The sequence below is a fragment of the Limnospira platensis NIES-39 genome, assembly GCF_026000695.1.
GTDB classification, from domain to species: domain Bacteria; phylum Cyanobacteriota; class Cyanobacteriia; order Cyanobacteriales; family Microcoleaceae; genus Limnospira; species Limnospira platensis.
In genome coordinates this window covers 1,710,979-1,732,470 of the sequence record NZ_AP026945.1, presented here as the reverse complement: position 1 = coordinate 1,732,470, position 21,492 = coordinate 1,710,979, and the positions used below count along the sequence as shown (strand labels likewise).

At 45.6% G+C, this 21,492-nt stretch carries 16 protein-coding genes; 8 read left to right on the top strand and 8 right to left on the bottom strand.

Annotation, left to right across the window (positions count from 1 at the left end; genetic code table 11):
* Positions 1-82: 82 nt before the first annotated feature.
* Positions 83-3,847: an Ig-like domain-containing protein gene (locus N39L_RS08615; RefSeq protein WP_014274942.1), complete on the bottom strand. Its 3,765-nt coding sequence runs from the start codon at positions 3,845-3,847 to the stop codon at positions 83-85.
* A 468-nt stretch (positions 3,848-4,315) separates the two neighbouring features.
* A complete protein-coding gene (locus N39L_RS08610; protein ID WP_014274941.1) occupies positions 4,316-6,526 on the bottom strand; it encodes a hypothetical protein in 2,211 nt (736 codons plus the stop codon).
* A gap of 80 nt (positions 6,527-6,606) precedes the next feature.
* Between N39L_RS08610 and N39L_RS08605 the strand changes: the two genes are divergently transcribed.
* Complete coding sequence (locus tag N39L_RS08605; RefSeq protein ID WP_014274940.1) at positions 6,607-8,040, top strand: proton extrusion protein PcxA; 1,434 nt, start codon at positions 6,607-6,609, stop codon at positions 8,038-8,040.
* A gap of 855 nt (positions 8,041-8,895) precedes the next feature.
* Here N39L_RS08605 and hpsU read toward each other — a convergent pair.
* The 3 genes from hpsU to N39L_RS08590 are packed head-to-tail and all read right to left on the bottom strand — an operon-like array spanning position 8,896 to position 11,425.
* Positions 8,896-9,492 (bottom strand): hormogonium polysaccharide biosynthesis acetyltransferase HpsU, encoded by a 597-nt coding sequence (gene hpsU, locus N39L_RS08600; protein WP_006616790.1) that lies wholly within the window; start codon positions 9,490-9,492, stop codon positions 8,896-8,898.
* Entirely contained in the window at positions 9,489-10,439 is a 951-nt protein-coding gene (locus N39L_RS08595) for a glycosyltransferase family 2 protein (protein ID WP_006616791.1), read from the bottom strand. The genes hpsU and N39L_RS08595 overlap by 4 nt, the downstream gene beginning before the upstream one ends.
* Before the next feature lie 41 nt (positions 10,440-10,480).
* The gene (locus N39L_RS08590) at positions 10,481-11,425 is read right to left on the bottom strand and encodes a glycosyltransferase family 2 protein (RefSeq protein WP_014274939.1); all 945 of its coding nucleotides are present in this window, start codon (positions 11,423-11,425) and stop codon (positions 10,481-10,483) included.
* 337 nt (positions 11,426-11,762) lie between these two features.
* On the opposite strand from N39L_RS08590, the gene N39L_RS08585 reads away from it, so the two are divergent.
* The 5 genes from N39L_RS08585 (at position 11,763) to N39L_RS08565 (ending at position 16,587) form a co-directional block, all read left to right on the top strand.
* On the top strand, positions 11,763-12,440 hold the full coding sequence (locus N39L_RS08585; RefSeq protein WP_231852134.1) for a PEP-CTERM sorting domain-containing protein: 678 nt from the start codon (positions 11,763-11,765) through the stop codon (positions 12,438-12,440).
* A 154-nt stretch (positions 12,441-12,594) separates the two neighbouring features.
* Positions 12,595-12,849, top strand: coding sequence for a hypothetical protein (locus N39L_RS08580; protein WP_014274938.1), 255 nt, complete (start codon positions 12,595-12,597; stop codon positions 12,847-12,849).
* A gap of 28 nt (positions 12,850-12,877) precedes the next feature.
* Complete coding sequence (locus N39L_RS08575) at positions 12,878-15,637, top strand: FHA domain-containing protein (protein ID WP_014274937.1); 2,760 nt, start codon at positions 12,878-12,880, stop codon at positions 15,635-15,637.
* 57 nt (positions 15,638-15,694) lie between these two features.
* Complete coding sequence (locus N39L_RS08570; RefSeq protein WP_035736298.1) at positions 15,695-16,195, top strand: hypothetical protein; 501 nt, start codon at positions 15,695-15,697, stop codon at positions 16,193-16,195.
* Between the two features lie 95 nt (positions 16,196-16,290).
* Positions 16,291-16,587: an SH3 domain-containing protein gene (locus N39L_RS08565; protein WP_006618297.1), complete on the top strand. Its 297-nt coding sequence runs from the start codon at positions 16,291-16,293 to the stop codon at positions 16,585-16,587.
* Between the two features lie 71 nt (positions 16,588-16,658).
* On the opposite strand, the gene N39L_RS08560 is transcribed toward N39L_RS08565, so the two are convergent.
* The gene (locus N39L_RS08560; protein WP_014274934.1) at positions 16,659-17,987 is read right to left on the bottom strand and encodes an adenylate/guanylate cyclase domain-containing protein; all 1,329 of its coding nucleotides are present in this window, start codon (positions 17,985-17,987) and stop codon (positions 16,659-16,661) included.
* Between the two features lie 64 nt (positions 17,988-18,051).
* The gene (locus tag N39L_RS08555) at positions 18,052-18,483 is read right to left on the bottom strand and encodes a hypothetical protein (RefSeq protein ID WP_006618299.1); all 432 of its coding nucleotides are present in this window, start codon (positions 18,481-18,483) and stop codon (positions 18,052-18,054) included.
* A 188-nt stretch (positions 18,484-18,671) separates the two neighbouring features.
* On the opposite strand from N39L_RS08555, the gene N39L_RS08550 reads away from it, so the two are divergent.
* Positions 18,672-19,934 carry an aspartate aminotransferase family protein gene (locus tag N39L_RS08550; RefSeq protein WP_006618300.1) on the top strand — a complete coding sequence of 421 codons (1,263 nt, stop codon included), beginning with the start codon at positions 18,672-18,674 and terminating at the stop codon, positions 19,932-19,934.
* A gap of 201 nt (positions 19,935-20,135) precedes the next feature.
* Positions 20,136-20,726: a hypothetical protein gene (locus tag N39L_RS08545; protein ID WP_014274933.1), complete on the top strand. Its 591-nt coding sequence runs from the start codon at positions 20,136-20,138 to the stop codon at positions 20,724-20,726.
* Between the two features lies 1 nt (position 20,727).
* On the opposite strand, the gene N39L_RS08540 is transcribed toward N39L_RS08545, so the two are convergent.
* Positions 20,728-21,489, bottom strand: a complete 762-nt coding sequence (locus N39L_RS08540) for a metallophosphoesterase family protein (protein ID WP_006618302.1) — start codon at positions 21,487-21,489, stop codon at positions 20,728-20,730.
* Positions 21,490-21,492: the final 3 nt, after the last annotated feature.

Here is a 21,492-nt window from a genome sequence, read left to right as displayed (position 1 = left end):
TCAAGTATTAGGGGGAAGATGGAAACAGGGGAGGATATGGGTTTAAGTGTTCTCCCCTGGTTTGGTAAATCAGGAACTATGGCTAGATAATAGTGAAATCATTAGAGCCGATAATGGTACTAATGTTATCCGTCGAAGGATCAATTGATTCCAGAATAGCCAAGTCAAAGGCGGGTAAACTGTCATCAGATAAGTCCGGGTCAAAACCGAGAATATAGTTACCTCGGAAGCCTTGATAGGTGAGGTTATTCCGGTAGAGTATCAAAGCGGAACCGCCATCTGAACCCCTTTGATTTTTGAGGGCGGCGTTAACGGCTTGAATATTATCAAAGGTGTCTTGGAAGATAATTAATTGTCGTCCGCTAATGTCAGTACCTTCTGAGCCGAGAGCGCTAATGATAGCGCTTTGGAGGGGTGCGGCGGCGGTGCCAACGGTGGGAACTAACCCCTCAAAATTGTTTTCTCCAGACAGAATTAAGAAGCGATCGTTTCCTGGATCTTTAAAATCAGTAATAATATCGACTCCCTCGCCGGGGTTGAGGTAGTAGAAGACATTGTTACCGGAATCTCCTGTGAGTAGGTCAGAACCGGCTCCCCCAGATATGGTATCATCTCCACTGCCACCATAGAGGGTATCATTGCCACTGTCTCCAAAGATGAGGTTGTTACCATCACCACCATAGACCTGATCGTTACCTGGTCCAGCAAATACGGTATCATTACCTGGTCCGGCTATAATCGAATCATTCCCAGCGCCGCCAAAGATGCTGTTATCACCAGCACTTCCCTCAATGGTGTCGTTACCTTCACCACCAAACAGGGTGTCATCTCCTTTGCCGCCAACGATAGAATCGTTACCCAGTCCACCAAAAATGGTGTTATTACCAGAGCCACCAATGAGGGTATCATTGCCCGGTCCTCCTTGAATTAGATCTCGACCAATTCCACCCCAGATGAAATCGTCGCCGTCATCTCCAAATAATTGGTTATCGCCTCGCTCAGTAATTATGGTGTCATCACCATCACCACCAAAAATGGTATCGTTACCTGTGCCACCAGTGAGGGAGTCATTACCAACACCACCACTGAGTAAATTACCATCATCACCGCCGATAATGGTATCGTCTCCACCTTCTCCAAATAGGCTGTTAATTCCACTACCACCAATGATGGAGTCGTTACCGGGTCCACCAAAGATAGAGTCGTTACCTTCGTTACCCAATAGGGTATCGTTTCCTTCTCCACCATCAATGACATCATTACCACTTCCCCCCACTAGGGAGTCATTTCCCGGACCTCCTTCGAGGATATTTCGACCGCCAACACCCACAAGGGTATCATTACCACCAAATCCTTGAATGTACTCACTCAAGGCTGTACCAACTATGTTGTCATCTTCATCAGTTCCCTGAATGAAGTCATCCACGACTGAGATACTAAAGATTTGCTGGGGTAAGGTGGCGACACTATCTGTGAGTCGGAATACTAAATCATCTACGCCAGACTCTCTACCAGAGGTGTAGATAATAGCACCAGTATTAATGCTTTCTTGGCTAAATCGATCGCCAGTTCTAATGCGATCGGTGGAGGTGGTCCCCAATCTCTGCATAATACCAGCTTGAGGCTCTCTTAATACCTCATAAAATACCTCAGTCGGAAGATTGTCTGGGTCTTCGGCAAATAGGTTATTAACTGTGATGGTTTGTTGCTGAGTTGGCAGTAGGATAATCCCGCGATTAACTACTAATTCTGGCGGTTGATTAACCTGTATAAATACAGTGGCTTGGGCAGTGTTACCACTACCATCAGTTATGGTATAGGTAAAGGTTTCCGGCTCTACAAAGCCAGGATTAGGAGTATAAGTAAATGTTCCGCCTCTGGGGTCAGCAGGACTTTGGATTAAGCCCCCCCCAGTGGTCATGGTAAATTCAATCACCCTAATAGGTTCCCCTTCAGGGTCGCTATCATTGGCGAGTACGTCAAAGGTCACTGGTTGGTTTACCCCTCGTCTCACCCGGTCATCAACTGCGTTAGGTGGCAAGTTGATAGGGGGTGGGGGTGGCGGAAGTGGAGGTACAGGAGGGGTCGGTGTGGGTGTCGGTGGTGTCGGTGGTGTCGGTGGTGTCGGTGGTGTCGGTGGTGTCGGTGGTGTCGGTGGTGTCGGTGGTGTCGGTGTGGGTGGTGTGGGTATGCCGATGTCCAAGCCGACGACGGGGACAAAATCGGAGGCGGTTAGGTTATTGCTGTTAACCCCAATGAGAACTGCTAGGAACTCTCCATCACTACCATTACGGATAATAGCATTCCCGGCGTTTTCCTCGCTTTGGGTAATGCTGAGTTGTTCAAAGGTGAGGTTCCCCAACAAACCAATTTTATCAGTCCCACCAGTGAAGTCATTAATGACATTAGCTTCTTCTACGCTACCGCCGCCACTACCTTCGGCGATCGCAAAGGTGTCACTACCGGAACCACCTGTTAGGGTATCAGCTCCGGGACCCCCGAATAATAAATCATCTCCCACTTCTCCAGCAATTTGATCATCGCCTTCCCCGCCGATGATAGTATCGTTTCCTGGTCCGCCAAAAATAGTATCGTTGCCAACTCCCCCAAATAATAGATCAGCACCATCATTACCGAAGATTAAATCATCTCCCTCCCCACCATAAATAGTGTCGTTGCCGTCATCTCCCCAGAGGATATCATTACCTTTGTCGCCAAAAATCAAGTCATTCCCAACACCACCCCGAATGCAGTCGTTGCCGTCCCCGCCATACATAGAATCTGCACCAGGTCCCCCCAATAGGGTATCGTTGCCGAGGTTGCCGAATAGTAAGTCATTACCATCTCCACCAATCATCAGGTCATTGTCCTGACCTCCATAGGCGGTATCATTACCCGGTCCGCCGTCTAGGGTATCGTTGCCTTGGTTGCCGAAGAGTAGATCGTCGCCTTCGTCACCTTGTAGGAGGTCGTTTCCAGCTAAACCGAAGATGGTATCGTTTCCAGCTAAACCATTAATGACATCATCCCCTGATGAGCCGATAATAGAGTCATCTCCGGTGGTTCCTTGACCTATTCCTTCGATGATTTGGGCAAAGTCGCCTGGTTGAACTGAGATCACCACTTGCGCTAGGTCGGAGTCTGTGCCGTCGGTGACATTGTAACTAAAGCCATCAGTACCAAAGAAGTCTGGGTTGGGTCGATAGGTGAATATTCCGGCACCGTTGAAGATTAGGCTTCCGTTGGCGGTGCTGCTGAAGTTTTGAACGCTGAGGGTATCTCCGTCTGGGTCTGTGTCGTTGAAGAGTACATCAAAAAAGGTGTCTTGTCCCTGGCTGGTGGTGACAAAAACATCGTTGGCTATGGGAGGTTGATTTTCTCTGGGTTCTGGGTCTGGGTCAGTTCCTGGGTCAGTTCCTGGATCTGGTGATGGGTCAGTCCCTGGGTCTGGCTCTGGGTCTCCTGCATCGTCAGGGATAAAGACAAAGGAGCCGTCTGCACGGCTTTGGAGTCTACCGGGTTCTCGATTTAGAACGGTGAGGAATCCTTGGTCTTGTCCGCCGGCTCTCACTACTATTACGGTTTCACTGCTACCTTGAATTGTAGCTTCAAAGCCTGGCTCATCGGGAACAAATAGTGTGATTCCTCCCTCTCCCAGTAGGGTATCCCCTAAGCCGTTGGAGGCCGGTAATATGTTGGTGATGGACCCTGGGAAGGTTTCAAATCTGTTGGGTATTGGTTCGGCGGGAAAGATGAGAACAACTTGGTTGAGGCTGAGAATTTGATCTCCAGGAGATACTCGCAACGCAAGTTGAGCAGGGGTGGTGGGAATGGTTGAACTGGTCATGGCGTGACTCCTAATTGATGATGACTTGGGAATTTTGGCATAGACAAGGGGTTATTTTAACGATTAGGCTATGTCAATTGATGCTAATGGTTATGATTTTGGGGCTTGATTTGGGCAAGGTAGCCACATCGGTGATTTGAAGTCATCGACATAAGATGAATGGGTATCAATTTAAACAGATTAATGATGGATCAGTCAATCCTACTAGCGTAAATATCGCAGAAACTGTGACTTTTAATCATAAATTATTCAGATTTCTCGGTGACTGATTAGGGTCAATTAAGATGTATTATTGAGGATGTTTTTCATGGAAACACAATTAAAATTGACTTTTAATGGTTAATTATAGCCGAATTGGTAATTAATTAGCAGATGCAAATTTTTTGTGTTTTGGGGATGTTCTCATGAACTTAGGGGGGTATTGAACGGGATTTCAGAAATTGAATTGGATTCATATTACCCCCATTTTTACCGCGTTGGTACACTACTGACAAGGGGTAGAAGAGGTCCGAGTTGTTCTTGACCATTAACTGATAATTCACTATGACAGAGATAAAGGCGATCGCTAACCCGACTTAATAAATCCCACACAATCCTTTGTAGTCTTTGCTGATTGGCTGCCATCATATCTTCACTGGTCCAAGGCTGTCTCTGCTGTTGAATATCTTGGAGAAACACAGGCGCACCCCAAAGGCTACTAGCTCCCTCTTGGAACCAGAGGGGGGAACCTGCATCAAGCCAAAAGTGCCAGGAATGGGATTGGTGATTGACACGGTATTGGAAAATGGTGGCGAGGGTGACAGCAGGAGCCTTAACAGCCATTTCTCCCACGGGGTAGGGGTTGGCGGTAACAACTCCTCGGCGCAACAGTTCAATAAATTGGCCAGTGATTTCGACGGTTTCTAGGGGTGATGGCTGGGGTTTGTCTCTGGTATAAATATCCCAAAAGTGGATGGCGGTTTCCATTAATTCCCGCAACAGGTCGATTTGTGCGAAGGCTTTTAGGATTGGGCGATTCATGTCTATGATTAACGCTGGTGAACCTGTAACCCTAGGAATGAAAAATTCCTGGATGGCTCGGTCTAATAAGGCGACAGGACTGGGGAGGAGGTTCTGATGATACTTCTGTTGCTGTAGGGATAACCACTCACAAATATATTTATAGGTGTTGGCGGCACGGTAGCCGAGGCGGTCCCAGCGTGGAAAGGCATTAATTGGCAATAATTTCGGATTTTGCCAATCAAGGGCGAAACAGTGATCAGCTAATAAACCGGCTCGCACTGGATCGATCGCATTATGGATGGGAAAATTGGCGGCGGGTGAGTCGGGGTCTGATGTGCTGCTGTGTTTGCTCTCTGGGATATGGCTACTGATAATGGTCAGCATTTCGGCGATCGCATCTCTATCTACTAACCGCCCTAAGCCTGGATATACTAAGGCGAGTAGGGTCAGCAGCGATCGCACTATCGAAGAAGTGATCAGCGGTTGCTGTGGTTGAATTTCTTCTAGGGCAATACCCTCATGGGTTAAAATTTCTCGAATAGTATAGCGGGCGATCGCATCTAACCCCGGAGCGATGATAGCAATATCCTGGGGCTGTACCTGATCATTTTTAACCGCTTCTATGATGGTTGTAGCCGTCCGCCGCAATAGTTCAGCCCTAGAAGTGGTTTCGATCGCCAAAACTGACTGCTGAGAGTGACTCAAGTCGGGAAAGTTACCATAATCTTGATTGAGCCATGACAAAACCTCAGCACCCAGAGTTTCTGCTAAACCCTCGACCGGAGAAAGCTGTTCTATCTGACAGCGATCTTGCAACTGTGCTAGATATTTAGGATCTGCCCCTAAACCTAGTCTGACTGCACCTTGGGGATTGTAAGTAAATACTCCCATCACTTGATTCTCTAATAGAAACTCGAATAAATGGCGGGCGATCGCTGGGTATTCATCCACATCATCGGCTAAAATAACTCGATGCTGATGGAGCAGATGCCGTTGATAGGTGGGATGCTTCAACAAATGTCGCCAATATAAATCGGCTATAATGCCATAAGTTAGTAATCCCCTTTGCTGACACCAATTTTGCCAACGTAGCAGCATCTCGGTCATACAGGTGTAGGTGGTCTCACCAATGGCATCAAAAGCCTGATGGCGTTCTAAAATACTAGGCAGATCTTCAACAGGCGTGCCGCTGAGTCCTGCTAGTTGTAATAGGTCGAGGGTTGTACGGACAATGCGATCGCGCCCTCTCCCAAAGTCCGTGAGTTTTCCACTATCGATTTCAGGACTCCAAAGTTGGCTGGCAAGTTCCTGTTCTAGTTCAGGACGCAACCTCTGGGGAAATTGGGCTCTCAGGTCTAGGGCTTCAATGAGTAAAGGCCAGAACAAAAGCACTTCCGCCTGAAAAAATCCCATAATGGTGATGGCGGAAAATGGATATTGTCCAGCCGACGCTTGGGTTATCCTATCAACTAAATGCCTTTTATTGGTTCCATTGGCGGCCAAAACTAGGGGACGCAAGCCTTGTAGAGGGTGCTTGGGTTGAAATGGGGCTGAATAGGGCGCGTTGAGAGCGCCTACATACATTTGACTCCACAGACAAAATTGCTCTACCAAACGGGTAGTTTTACCTGTTCGTGAGCCTCCGGTAATCCACAGTGATTCCCAAACCACAGCCATGTTATTAAAAGTGCTAATATACCCCGTACATTACCATTGTTTCGCGCCTAACCTCAAATAGGTGTTTTTGGCAACTCACTATGACATCCTCAAATTGGACTCAGTTTAAGCGGTTTCTCAATCGTGCTAATCAGTGGTTTCGTGATACTCCTGATCGAGCTTTAGATCAGGCTTATGATGCAGCTCTAAAAATACGATCTCTGGAAAATGAGCATTTTCATGGTGAGGCGATCGGGTCGTCTTCGGATGAATATAGCGATCGAGTCTTGTCTTATTTTAAATCCGAGGTTAATAAGTATTTACAAATCATTCAAATGCGGTTAGCAGAATTTAACACTAGCCGCTCTATTTTAGGTATCTCTGAACAAATAGACCCCGCCGAACTTAATCGCAAGTTGCGGAATCCGGATGATATTGATGACCGCAATTATGACCGAAATCAAGATGCCGATACCATTGACATAATCTGTGAAAAACTAGAATTTATTGATGCTGTCACTAACCGTTATCAGAAAAAACCATCCCCCAAACAAGTACCATCACCATCTAAATCCTTGGTAAAAGTCGAAGACTTAGAAAGTCGTTCTCTGATACCTAATCAGCCAGAGAATGGACTGGTTTCGCTTCCCACAAAGTCTAAGTCTATTCTCAGTTCCGATATTCCCATTTCTCCACCAAAAGCCGAAAATAATCTTAAAGACAACCTCCAATCTGAAAACTCCGGCACTAGCTTTCTACCTCGAACTTTGCTCAGAACTGTGACTCGGATTAAACGGGAACTTAACCCAGAGTCGGAAGAACAGGTGATTAAAGATTATCGGAAATCGAAAGTTAAAACCATTATTGCGATTAGATTTATTCTCATCTTGATTTTAGTGCCACTTTTGACTCAGCAATTGTCGAAAAACTTTGTGATTGGTCCCTTAGTTGATAGGTTTTGGGTTAATGAAAACACCCCCCTATTTATGAATGTTGACATGGAAGAAGAAGCCTTAATGGAAATTGAGAGATATGAGTCTAGGTTAAAGTTTGAGATGATGGTGGGTTTCATACCAGAATTAACCCCGGAAGAGTTAGAGGAAAGAACCCAAGCCAAAGCTATCAAAATTGCTGAGGAATATCGCTCATTAAGTGCTAATTCTATTAAAAATATTTTTGCTGATATCATATCAGTGTTTACGTTTGTCTTGATTTTGTCTAACAACAAGGCAGAAGTGCAAGTTGTGAAATCATTTATGGGGGATATAATTTATGGCCTCAGTGATAGCGCGAAGGCATTTATCCTGATTTTGTTAACTGATATGTTCGTAGGTTTCCACTCCCCCCACGGTTGGGAGGTAATTCTGGAAAGTGTGGCTAGACATTTGGGAGTAGCAGAAAGCCGAGATTTTAACTTTCTGTTTATTGCGACATTTCCGGTTATATTAGATGCGGTATTTAAGTATTGGATTTTCCGCTATCTCAACCGCAGCTCACCTTCAGCAGTATCGACTTATAAGACTATGAATGAATAAAAAAAGCCAATAGTTGGGGCGGGTTTATTCATATCCTGGTGAGGAATTGATGATTGATTATGGTGGGTGAGGGCGGGTTTATTCATATCCTGGTGGGGATGCCGGGTTGACAGCAGAACCCGCCCCTACCATGATTAATTCCGGTGGGTGAGGGCGGGTTTATTTATATCCTGGTGAGGAATTGATGATTGATTATGGTGGGTGAGGGCGGGTTTATTCATATCCTGGTGGGGATGCAGGGTTGACAGCAGAACCCGCCCCTACCATGATTAATTCCGGTGGGTGAGGGCGGGTTTATTCATATCCTGGTGGGGATGCAGGGTTGACAGCAGAACCCGCCCCTACCATGATTAATTCCGGTGGGTGAGGGCGGGTTTATTCATATCCTGGTGGGGATGCCGGGTTGATTATGGTGGGTGAGGGCGGGTTTATTCATATCCTGGTGGGGATGCCGGGTTGATTATGGTGGGTGAGGGCGGGTTTATTTATATCCTGGTGGGGATGCCGGGTTGACAGCAGAACCCGCCCCTACCATGATTAATTCCGGTGGGTGAGGGCGGGTTTATTTATATCCTGGTGGGGATGCCGGGTTGACAGCAGAACCCGCCCCTACGATGATTAATTATTAATTGTCCGGTGGGTGAGGGCGGGTTTATTTATATCCTGGTGGGGATGCCGGGTTGATTATGGTGGGTGAGGGCGGGTTTATTTATATCCTGGTGGGGATGCCGGGTTGACAGCAGAACCCGCCCCTACCATGATTAATTATTAATTGTCCGCTGGGTGAGAGGGCGGGTTTATTCATATCCTGGTGGGGATGCCGGGTTGACAGCAGAACCCGCCCCTACGAAATTGTCAATTATCGATTATTTTTGTGGATATGAGATTTCGGGGGGAATGGGGACGACAGGGGGTTCCTAAGCAAATTTGGGCGGCTGGTAGGTCACTGAAGACGCTGGATCTAGCGCCGACAACGGTATTAGCACCGATCGCCACTCCCGGTCCGATAAAGCAATCTGTAGCTACCCACACCCCAGGAGCGATCGCAATTGGGGCGGTTTGTAGACCAAAAGCGGGGTCATGGATATCGTGGCTTCCCGTACACAAATAGGACTTTTGAGAAATCACGCAATGCTCACCGATTTCGATACGGTCTAGGCTATAAAGTACCACATCATCACCAATCCAACTATAATCACCGATCGCCACTTTCCAGGGGTAAGTCAACCTAGCGGTAGGTCGAATAATTACCCCTTGACCAATTTTGGCCCCAAACAGCCGCAAAATCCCGCAGCGAATGTTATTAAACGGGTGAGGAGTCAGGGGAAAGGCGATCGCCTGAACCAACCACCATAGTAAAATCAACCATCCTGGCTTCCCCCGGTCAAACCCAGATTGATCATACTTTCGCAGATCAACCCAGGCTTCTGTCGATGTCTCCGTTTTGGTCATTTTTCCACTGTTTGAGGTACAGACTGAGGCGTGGCTGTCTTGGTGGTGGGTTTCGCCACATTCAACTGACCGCCAAATTTACGCAATTCGTAAAGTTTCACCCCAATTTGATATTCATATTGGCTCAACAGTCGGCCATAAATATAGCCAGCGCGACCATCCAAAAAACCCAGTTGGATAATATAAAATAGGATAAATCGCAACAGAGGTTTAAAGGGCAGTTTCACCCAAATGGTTTTTAAAAAGCGTTTCCGCTGGACTGCATCTCCAAATAAATCAGCCCCAATGGTTTTACTATCATCCTGACCTGTGAGGATATTGTAGTAAACCCGTGCTTCCCAGTTAGAATAGCGGTTATGGCGTTCTATCCAGTGGAACAAATCCCGGAAATCCTCATGAAGCATATCTTCTTGGAGATAACCGACTTTCCCCTCAGAGATGACTACGTGCTCGTGTACTTCATTATCTCCGGTATTACGGACGTTCTCGGTGTTTAGATTTTCGTAGCGACCCAATTTATGCTTGAATAGACGCAGGTTCCAGTCGGGATATTTACCGCCGTGGCGAATCCATTTCCCTAGGAAGAATACCCGACGATTAATGTAATAGCCAGAATATTCGGGGTTTTGGATTTTTTGGGCAATTTCTTGCCAAGATTCCGGGGTGATACGTTCGTCACAGTCCACAATTAGCACCCATTCATTACGAAAGGGGAGATTTTCCAGGGACCAATTTTTCTTTTTCGGCCATTGACCATTGAAGTGGAATTGTACCACTTTAGCTCCGAGACTTTCGGAAATTTCCACAGTGCGATCGCTACTTTGAGAATCGACCACCAAAATTTCATCAGCCACAGCCACACTAGCCAGACACGCGGGGAGATTTTCCTGTTCATTTTTGGCAGGAATTAGCACGGAAACGGGAATTTTGGATGCAGTAATGCTCATAACACAATGTTGATAAGTAGACCATTAAGATAGGTGATTTCTCATGTTTTGGGTTTGGTGGCTGTATTGTTGATGTTTAACAAACCAGCGATCGCCGCTCCTAAATAGCCAATTTGACCATAAGCATAAACCAAATTATCAAATCGGGTAGCTGGATCGTTAAAATACTTTAGGGATTTGTAAAGTCCTCTGACCATATTCTCGCCGCCCCGCCCTAATTGTCCCCAGTTGGCGCGTCCCGACAGTTGTTCACGGTAACACTCACTAATTCCCTGCCACCAGCCTCTCTCCATAAACCAACTGCGCTTAACTCTTTCCGGAGCGACATTATGAGCCACCAAAGCATCGGGAATATAAGCCACCTCCCAGCCTCGGTTGAGAGCTTCTTCTGTCATCACCAGTTCTTCGTTAGAAAGCAGCCGTTTTCCCACTCTACCTAGATTAGGGTCAAACCCTCCAATTTGGTCGAGAAAGGTGCGGCGGATAGAGTAGTTTAGTCCTCTGGGGGTTAAGCCGGGATTGCTGATATAAAGGATATCATCTCCTAGGTTATATGCTCCTAAGTTTTCGGCTAAACCGGGGGATAGCCATGGGGGAGGGGTGATGCCTTCTGGCCAAATTAAGGTAACGCGACCCCCTGCTACCGCTAGTTTCTGGTTGTCTTGATAGGCTGTGTAGAGTACCCTTAGCCATTGAGGACTAGCAACGGCATCATCGTCTAGGTAGGCTAAAATGGGAGCCTGGGCGGTTTTGGCTCCGGTATTGCGGGCGACAGACAGACCTGTGATCGGCTCGTATATATAACGGAGTTTAGGGTGATCGAGTTTGCTTTCGACTATTTCACGGGTGCGATCGCTCGAAGCATTATCTACCACGATCACTTCAAAGTTATCAAATTCCTGGTCTAGCAAGCTATCGATCGCCGCCCCTAAGTAGTTAGCTCGATTATGGGTACAAATGATAGCAGAAATCAGCGGTTCAGACATAACTAGAGTTCCTAGAGGTTGCTGATGGGTTTCCCAACCGTTGATGCAAATTCCCTGACCACTAATCTGGGTTAACTTCGTCCCCACGGGTCGCAGTTACGAGCCTAGATTAGGATGCTATCATTTTACACAATCTTCACCAAAATTCCCATTCTTTTTACATAACTCCCTGTTAAATTCATCTGGCCTTGGTGTTTAATCATCCTCACGGGGATTAAATAATTTGATAGCGTGACTCCCTAGAACATTAATTCTAATTGAATCCGTTGCCAGATAGTCTTTATCTACAATTATTTAAACTCCGCATCAATCACTCAACCTAAAACCTGCCATGGCCATGACAAAACTTTTGGCAAATTTAACCCTAGCTTCCGGCATAGGATTAGCCTCGGCTTTAGCTTTTTCTCTACCTGCTCAATCTCTAGTTTTCTACGACCTCCATTTTTTTGATACGGAAGGTCAGTTAGTAGGTACTGGAGAGTTTAGCCACGAAAAACATCCCTTTGCTGGAGTCATCAATTTATGTGTCAATCAATTATCTTGTAATATTCCCCTGGACATCAGCGCAAGTGACCAATTTTTCCAAGTCACCAGTTTTGTTTCTGATGTCAGAGGTTTATCATTTGAATTCCTCCTTAATAACCCCAATAACCATCAGACTTATCTTTTCTGGCGACCATTTGATGATAATTTACTGTCTAGTGTGGTTCCATGTAGGACTAGAGACTGTATTGGAAGAAGGTTATTTTTCATGGATAATATCTGGTATGATGGCATTGGTAGATCAGAAGTTTCTGCTGGGGCTCTCATGAATGCAACCCAGTGGTCATCGTGGTTGAGGGGATCTCGAATTCCAGACTTTGCTTGGTATAGTGAGTCGGGAACTTGGACAGCTACTAAGCGTTCCGTACCTGAACCGGGAACAATTTTCGGACTGATGGCAGTAGCCCTAGTAACTGGTTCATTATTAAAGCGCAAAGGTGACTCTATTAAACCTGACGATGAACCAAAATAAAGTTAATTTTGTGGGTTCATGAACAGCAAATAAAATCCTCTAGCCAGTCCCCAAACTTCAATAATTAATCAATTGCGGGAGGATTTCGCCCATTAATAAATTGGAAAGAGTTGTTGACTTTTGTTGATTTTGGCATTATAATAGAAGCAACTGGTTGTTTAAAAAAAGCCCAGCGATCGCTCTAAAATTCATTCGAGGGCGATCGCTTTTTTTGATGTTAGCCTTGATGGAGGTTAGACCAGGCGATCGCCAATTGAGTCTACTAATCAAGAAGACGGGGGACTTGAGTCGGAGAACTGTGATTGTGCTAAGGTTTGAGGGAAGGTATGCGTTTAGATTAGCTGTCTCGCCAATTATAAGGAGTGTAGCAGATCCCACTACTATCAATAGTGGTAGCCAAAACAGCTAGTCAGTTTCCCAGCTAATGGAGATATTACATGAGTTTCTCATCAACCAATGCCCAACTCAAAATTTACGGCAGCACATCTGTTTCTGAAATAGTCATTGATAATGGGATAGCTTCCATTGGTCGCGCCCCCGATAACACAGTAGTATTAACAGATATGAGTGTTTCGCGGCACCACGCCGAGATTAGACTAGAGGGCGATCGCTATGTAATTGTGGATTTAGGCAGTACCATTGGCACACTGCTAAACGCAGATACAATTCCCCCCAAAACGCCGCAACCCTTAGCCAATAATGACACCATCCAAATAGGGGATGCTAAACTAACCTTTTGCTTTAGCTCCCTGGCTGTAGCCCCGACCCAAGCCGCCGCCCCAGCCCTATCAGAAGAAACAGTAGTTGATAATACTATAGGGCAAAGCAGTGGCACAGTCCTAAGTTTTACCCTAGAGTTACGGGGAAAGGATCTCATTACTATTGGTCGAGATGCGAGTAATAATACAGTCATTAATCATCCTTCCGTGTCTCGCAACCATGCCCAAATTGCCCGGAAAAACGGGTCTTTTGTTTTAACAGACCTCAGCTCTACCAATGGAACCTTTGTCAATGGTAAAGTAATTACAGGCGATCGCACCCTGACGGTGGGAGACAATATTCGCATCGGTCCTTGTCGCTTCACCTTAAACATTGATGAAACTTTAGTACAGGTCAACGAAGAAGGTAATCTGCGCCTCGATGCGCTAGGCTTAAATAAACAGGTTTCCAAAGAAGTTAACCTACTCAATGATATTTCCCTATCGATACAGGCGCGGGAATTTGTCGTAGTGGCTGGGGTTAGTGGCGGCGGTAAATCTACCCTTCTTGATGCCCTCAACGGCTTTCGTCCAGCTACGGGAGGCCATGTATTAGTCAATGGCGTTGACTTGTACAAAAACTATAACGCCTACCGCACGGAAATTGGTTATGTTCCCCAAAAGGATATTGTCCATACTGAGTTAACTGTGACTCAGGCTTTGGATTATGCCGCCCAATTACGAATGCCGGCTGATACCACTTTAGCAGAAAGACAGAAACGGGTTGATGAGGTTCTCCAGGATTTGGGATTGTCTCACCGTCGGGATGTTCCCATTAAAGCCCTCAGTGGCGGTCAACTCAAGCGGGTATCTATTGGGGTGGAATTGTTGACTAAGCCTAGTTTATTCTTTTTGGATGAGGCAACCTCTGGCTTAGATCCGGGTACGGAAGCTGATATTATGAATCTGCTGCGAAATCTGGCAGACCAAGGTAGGACGGTAATTTTGATTACCCATGCTACCGATAATGTCATGCTGTGTGATTTAGTAGTATTTTTAGGTGCGGGAGGTCGGATTGCTTATTTCGGCCCTCCTCAAGAGGCGCTGCAATATTTTGGGGTTGAGCGCTTTAATCAAATTTATCACAAGGTAGAAAGGGAGCGATCGCCTCAAGATTGGCAGCAAGATTATCTCAACTCTTCCCAATACCAAAGGTTTGTGGTTCAACGCCAAAAGACTCTCACCAATGTTCAGGCTGAAACTAATGGTAATAGGCGATCGCAACAGGTTCCCGGCGCGACCATTAAACGGGTTTCCGCTTGGCGACAGTTTCTGATTTTATCGAATCGGAATTGGTCGATTTTAATGCGCGATCGAGCTAGTTTAATCTTAATGTTGGCGATCGCCCCTATTCTCGGTATACTTGACTGGTTTACCTGGAATCGCTATATGTTTGACGATACCAAAGGCGATTTTGGGCAGGTAATTACCATGCTATTTGTTACCGCCTTAGTCGCCGTCATGGTCGGTAGTATCGCCACCATGCGCGATATTGTCAAAGAAGCCGATATCTACCGCCGGGAAAGGACTATTGGTTTACAAATTCTTCCCTATATTCTGTCGAAGGTTTGTATTGCTTCAGTCTTCGCCTTATATCAAGCCGCAATTTTCCTATTGTTTAAACTGATAGCTGTTCAGATTCCCGGAGACTTTTCCGTTTATGGTTCCTTGTACATAACCTTAGTCTTGGCAACCATGGCAGGAATGGTCATGGGATTATTGGTTTCAGCCATTTCTCCTAACCAGAATATCGCCCCTTTATTGACCATTATCTTTTTAGTTCCTCAAATTACTTTTGGTGGCGGAATGCTACCTATTAACACCTTGGGACTACCAGGACTGATCATTAATCATCTCACCCTAACTAAATGGCCGTTTGAATCCTTTGTTACTATCACTGGAGTAGGTCGAGATGTAGCGGAAGACCCCTGTTGGCAGTTAGATGAGGATGAACGCGATGCCTTAACTGATGCCCAAAAACAGGACTGTATTTGTTTAGGAACTAGCCTATTTAATCAATGCAGTTTTCCCGGCATTTTAGCTAAGTATAATCCGGCTGTTGACCAGCCAGAACCCGTCCGTCCTGAATCTCCTGGCGACCCTCCCCAACAACCTACTAGACCTGATAACCAGTCTTTTCAAGCGCAACTAGACTATGAAGACGAGATGGATCAATATCAAGCTGATATGGAAGCCTACCAAGACCGGGTTAATGAGTACCAGACAGCTATTCAACAATGGCAGGATGAGTATGGAGAATGGCGAGGTAAATATGAGGGGGCTTTAGGTGAAGCCGAAGGAACCATTAAGCGTTTTTTCCAGGACTATGGTTCAATGTTTAATGTCAATGTCGGCAAATATTGGGGGATTTTAATTGGGTTAATTATGGTGATGTTTGGCTTGTTATTAGTGGTGCAAAAACGCAAGGATGTAATTTAACAACCCCGATACAATTATGGGTGGAGGTGAAGCGAGCGTGAAACCCAACAGAGTAGGTTGGGTGAAACCCAACAGAGTAGGTTGGGTGAAACCCAACAGAGTAGGTTGGGTGAAACCCAACAGAGTAGGTTGGGTGAAACCCAACAGAGTAGGTTGGGTGAAACCCAACAGAGTAGGTTGGGTGAAACCCAACAGAGTAGGTTGGGTGAAACCCAACAGAGTAGGTTAGGTAAAACCCAACAGAGTAGGTTAGGTAAAACCCAACAGAGTAGGTTGGGTAAAACCCAACAGAGTAGGTTGGGTGAAACCCAACAGAGTAGGTTGGGTGAAACCCAACAGAGTAGGTTAGGTAAAACCCAACAGAGTAGGTTGGGTGAAACCCAACAGAGTAGGTTAGGTAAAACCCAACAGAGTAGGTTGGGTGAAACCCAACAGAGTAGGTTAGGTAAAACCCAACAGAGTAGGTTAGGTAAAACCCAACAGAGTAGTGAAACCCAACACCAAAACACCAACCACAGGGTGACAAAAGTCAGTGATTATACTGATGACGCTGGTTAATTGGCGGATGATAATAGGACTAAGCCGGAACATGGGCTTAATTATTTAAACCATTGCTGGCTGAATATTTCACCTATTAATAATGGTGTCAATCAATGAGTCCTCAAAAACTGTTGGTGTCTGCTGGTCTATCTATGGTTATAATAGCTGCTGCTGTAGTTCCGGCTTGGGCTTATCCGGCGCGTTTATTTGCGAATGATGCTGGGTCTCAAATTAACATTCGTTCAGGACCGGGAACTAACTATTCTGTGGCTCATTATGGTTATGCGGGAGATTATGTTGATGTGATTAATGAAAGGGTAGTTAATGGCTATAAATGGTATTATGTGGAGTTTCCAGCGTCTAAGGCTCGTGGTTGGGTTCGGGGTGATTTTATTACCTATAAGAACTAGGTATTAAAGTTTAATTAATCTGGGTGCATTATCCTGACAAGATGGGGCAGAAAGCAGATTTTTTGCCGTGTTTATTCATGTTTGCCTTTAAGGAGATAAGTGGTCATTTCACCCTTGCCTTTAATGGGAATTGTGCCGCGCTTTTCAAATATATAGCGATCGCGAAGTGCCATATATGTTTCCTCTGTCACCTGAATTTCATCTGCGATACTATGGGACTCCATTCGGGAAGCAATATTAACGGTATCTCCCCACAGGTCATAGATAAACTTTTTCAAGCCAATTACCCCGGCAATAACGGGACCCGTAGCAATACCAATACGGATTTTAAAACCTTGTTGATTTTGTCGGTTGAACTCCCGGAGAGTCCGCTGCATATCCAGGGCCATATCAGCGATCGCTTCGGCATAATCTTCCCTAGGTAAAGGCAACCCAGAAACCACCATATAAGCATCCCCAATAGTCTTAATTTTCTCCAAACCATGTTGTTCTGCTAACCCATCAAATCTGGAAAAAATACCATTTAGCAACTGCACCAAATCCGTGGGACTAAACCTGGTTGAAATCTCGGTAAAACCGACAATATCAGCAAAAAGCACCCCCGCATCAGTAAAATCATCAGCAATAGTCTTAGGGTCTTGTTTAAGGCGTTCGGCGATGGGATATGGCAGAATATTAAGTAGTAGTTTTTCGGACTTTTCCTGTTCTTGTTTAACCTGTTCGTAGGCAGTAACTAAGGCTTTGCGGGAGTTAAACTCAGAACAGGCGAGACGGTCATATAAATAAACCGATAGATTGCAAATGACACAGATCCAGAAAAAGTATAATATCAGAAAATCCTGAGTCATCCAATCCACGGGTAACTTGAGGGGAAGATCTAGGATAATTTGGGTGCCAAAATAATAAGCTAATACCCCCAATTGAGAGATGAGATGTAAAGACCAGCAGACGGGAAGCAGGGTAGCTTGGGAAAAGAACATGAGGGGCCATTCAATGATGGCGGGTTGAGATATACCCAAAAATGTTGCCCGAATTTGGGGGCTGAGTGTCACAATCCAGGATAATAACAGAAAAATCAAACCTGGGTATTTACGACCGATCGCGGTTCGTAATAACACCAACCCCACCAGTACGCCCAATTGTACACACACCTGGGTAATTAACCACCCGGGGCGAAAATCTTGGGGATAGAATAGCCAATTCTTGATTTGGGATAGGGAAAAGGTTAAATAGACAAACAAAGCCAGCCATAAGCCCAAACCCAGACGCTGACGCATAAAACTATGTTGCCAGGTTTGATAGTTAGCGGCTTTAATGATGTCGGGGGCTTTAAATATTTGTTTCATGGTGCGATCTAACCATGCACCGAATTTGCGATCGCCTGGGGTATATTTACTCATAACTTGACCGAGTTTCAGCCAGCCGATAGAATCAAATTAACTGCCATATCTTGATAACTGATAATTATCGGCCGATACGACCGGTAAAGCCAGAAGCCTTAAATTGCTTAAATTTAAAGGGCTTTTCCAGGTTAGAGGCTATAGAAATGCGGATTTCAAAATCGCTAATACCTGGAGGTACAACATCAATACTACCGAGACGGGTGCGGTTCTGCATGACCCGATTATCGTTAGCATCATAGATCCGCCCGAAGATATCGGCATCAACAACGGTTTTACCAGAGGTATTGTTAGCTTTTCCGGTAACAATAAAACAGTCAGCCTCTTGGATAGAACCACTAGAAACCAGGCCTTCTGATAACTCAGCCGGACAATCTTGATAACCGATATCAAATAACTCGATCTGAATCATCGCCCACGCGGGGGGAGTCCACAGCCAACTGAGGAAACCGATCATCACAGAAGCCAAGATAACTGAAAAGAATCGCGATCGCATAAACTCACCCACTACTACTGATTTTGATAGTTTAACTCAAGTTTAGCCATTGCTAGGGTTCAGCAGAAGATAGTGTTGGTAAACCCTTTGCGATTTCAGTGGATATCGGGAATCGGTGACGCGCCCCCATAAAGGCTGATATATGATGGTTAACAATATCAGCATTATCAAGACTGAAGGAGCGATTTGTGAGTCCAGAAACTTTAATCAGAGATGACGGTCTAGGAACGGGAGCTGAACAGTTCAGTATCGATCGCTTCAACGCGAATGTTATGAACACTTATGGGCGGTTTCCTATCGCCCTGGAAAAAGGTTCTGGCTGTAAGGTGTGGGATACAGAGGGGAAAGAGTATCTGGATTTTGTGGCGGGAATTGCTACCTGTACCCTCGGACACGCGCACCCCAAGTTAATAGAAGCGGTCACTGAGCAAATCCAAAAGCTGCATCATGTCTCGAATCTCTACTATATCCCTGAACAGGGAGAGTTAGCGGCTTGGTTAACTGAGCATTCCGCAGCAGACCGGGTTTTTTTCTGTAACTCTGGCGCAGAAGCTAATGAGGGGGCGATTAAACTGGCGCGTAAATATGCCCACGATCGCCTTAATATTGAAGATCCGGTGATCATTACCGCCCACGCTAGTTTTCATGGTCGCACTCTGGCTACAATTACGGCGACTGGACAACCCAAATATCAAAAGGGATTTAGTCCCCTGGTTCCGGGTTTTGTCTATACACCCTATAATGACCTTCCGGCTTTGGAAAATGCGATCGCAGAAGTTGACCAAAACGGTCGCCGGGTGGCGGCTATCCTTTTAGAAGCCCTACAGGGTGAAGGGGGAGTGCGTCCGGGAGATGTGGCTTACTTCCAAAAAATTCGCCAGATTTGCGATGAAAAGGGAATTTTGCTGATTCTCGATGAGGTACAAGTGGGAATGGGTCGCACTGGTCGCTGGTGGGGATATGAAAATCTGGGTATAGAACCGGATATTTTTACTTCGGCTAAGGGACTCGGTGGGGGTATTCCTATCGGTGCGCTGATGTGTAAGTCTTTCTGTGATGTGTTTGAACCGGGAAACCATGCGAGTACGTTTGGGGGTAATCCTTTCGCCTGTGGTGTGGCTTTGGCGGTGTGTCAAACTCTGGAAAGGGAAAATATCCTTAACAATGTACAACAGCGGGGAGAACAGCTCAGAAACAGCCTACAGGCGATCGCTTCTCAGTATCCTGATTTAATTGCTGAGGTTCGCGGTTGGGGTTTAATTAATGGGATGGAATTAAAACCAGATGTGGAATTGACTTCTATTGATCTGGTAAATGCGGCGATCGCACAAGGGGTTTTATTGGTGCCAGCAGGTCCGAAAGTTGTGCGATTTGTACCGCCTTTAATTGTGACGGAGGCGGAAGTTAATCAAGCCTGTGAGGCGGTAGCTTGCGCCTTAAAAAATGGATAATGGGGAAGATCATGTAGGGGAGGGTGCGGGTTGGGCTGTTAATTACCTCTGGTCAACAGAAGATTAATAAATCCCCCCTCCTCTTCAATTAATAGTTAATAATTTGTTGGGAGGGAGTTTCCGCTAGTTTCTCCCCTGGGGGCGATCAGGTGAATACACCTGCCCTCTGGGAAAGGGAGGATAGGCTTAGGGTAATGATTTATGGAGAATATTAAACTGGGGAAATATCTGTTTTTAGAAGAGTTTTGTACTTGTACGAAAACCTATGCTAAATATAGCGATCGCATTAATCCTTACCCACAACAGCCAGAAAGTATCGAGGCGATGAAGGACTTAAATAAAGCAATTATCGACCCCATTATTGATGAATTTGGGCGCGATCGCTTTGAGTTAACCTATGGATTTTGTTCTAGGGATTTGAAAAGATACCTAGACAAAAAAGACCCGATCAGCGGAATCAAAAACGGTAGGGTTGCCCCTAACCTAGACCAACACCTAGCCCATGAACTTAATCAGAAAGGCAAATATTACTGTTCTCGATTAGGGGCTTCCTGTGATTTTATGATCAGAAATCTCGAAAGTAACCAACTGGTTGATTGGATTATAGATCACCATCTACCTTTCGACTCTTTATATTTTTATGGATGCGATCGCCCGATTCATATTAGTTATGGTCCCCAACATAAGCGGGATATTTGGGCATTTACCGAATCAGGAAAACCCACGAAACGGGGAATCGAGACTTGGTTAACAAAAGTCACAACCGCCGCCCTTAATAAGGGAGGGGAGTAAATTAATGTGCTTGAGGCCTTACATAACGCAACTTATCAAAAATAGAGGGTCGTTTGAGGGTAGTGACAATTTCTTCTAGGGGTAAGACACGAAACTTATAATGGAGTGCATTAACCTGATACACGGTATTAGTATCAAGTTCCAGGGCTGTTAGCCACCCACTCTTAGCATGATAAACCCCTGTATCTATACCCAACCAACCTTGTCCTTGGACAAGATTTCCTGGTTCTACCCCATCAAAAGTAAAAGTGATCGTGTGACCGATAATAATCTGTTTTTTGTCAAAATAGGGTTTTGGGATAGAATGGAACTCTTTACGAATCCAGCAAAAATCAGAAGCAGTTTGCTGTTCAATTGGTCGCCTGGGGTTAACTCCGGCATGAACCAGCCAAGTATCTCCGAGGTCGAGAAATAGGGGTAGCGATCGCATCCAGTGCAGATGGTCGCGAGGGATAATTTCTGCCTCTTGATAAGAGGCGACGGTAGTTTGGCCACCACTATAAAGCCAAGCCTGCCAAGCCTGTTGATTTCTGCCTACTTCCGGGAGGGCTTCCAACATGAGTTGTTCATGGTTGCCCATTAAGCACTTATAGGGGCTATTTTTGACAAATTCAACCACCTGAGCGCTTTTCGGGCCGCGATCAATGAGATCTCCAAGAAAGTAGACCTCATCATCACTATTGGGAGCCACCTTGTCAAGAAGGGCCATCATGCCTTTATAGTGGCCGTGTATATCACCAATAACAATGCGCCGCTTAGACATTTT

Excerpts from the sequence above, each read along its gene's own strand:
- N39L_RS08615 (WP_014274942.1), bottom strand. The coding sequence starts at position 3,847 with ATGACCAGTTCAACCATTCCCACCACCCCTGCTCAACTTGCGTTGCGA.
- N39L_RS08610 (WP_014274941.1), bottom strand. The coding sequence starts at position 6,526 with ATGGCTGTGGTTTGGGAATCACTGTGGATTACCGGAGGCTCACGAACA.
- N39L_RS08605 (WP_014274940.1), top strand. The coding sequence starts at position 6,607 with ATGACATCCTCAAATTGGACTCAGTTTAAGCGGTTTCTCAATCGTGCT.
- hpsU (WP_006616790.1), bottom strand. The coding sequence starts at position 9,492 with ATGACCAAAACGGAGACATCGACAGAAGCCTGGGTTGATCTGCGAAAG.
- N39L_RS08595 (WP_006616791.1), bottom strand. The coding sequence starts at position 10,439 with ATGAGCATTACTGCATCCAAAATTCCCGTTTCCGTGCTAATTCCTGCC.
- N39L_RS08590 (WP_014274939.1), bottom strand. The coding sequence starts at position 11,425 with ATGTCTGAACCGCTGATTTCTGCTATCATTTGTACCCATAATCGAGCT.
- N39L_RS08585 (WP_231852134.1), top strand. The coding sequence starts at position 11,763 with ATGACAAAACTTTTGGCAAATTTAACCCTAGCTTCCGGCATAGGATTA.
- N39L_RS08575 (WP_014274937.1), top strand. The coding sequence starts at position 12,878 with ATGAGTTTCTCATCAACCAATGCCCAACTCAAAATTTACGGCAGCACA.
- N39L_RS08565 (WP_006618297.1), top strand. The coding sequence starts at position 16,291 with ATGAGTCCTCAAAAACTGTTGGTGTCTGCTGGTCTATCTATGGTTATA.
- N39L_RS08560 (WP_014274934.1), bottom strand. The coding sequence starts at position 17,987 with ATGAGTAAATATACCCCAGGCGATCGCAAATTCGGTGCATGGTTAGAT.
- N39L_RS08555 (WP_006618299.1), bottom strand. The coding sequence starts at position 18,483 with ATGCGATCGCGATTCTTTTCAGTTATCTTGGCTTCTGTGATGATCGGT.
- N39L_RS08545 (WP_014274933.1), top strand. The coding sequence starts at position 20,136 with ATGGAGAATATTAAACTGGGGAAATATCTGTTTTTAGAAGAGTTTTGT.
- N39L_RS08540 (WP_006618302.1), bottom strand. The coding sequence starts at position 21,489 with ATGTCTAAGCGGCGCATTGTTATTGGTGATATACACGGCCACTATAAA.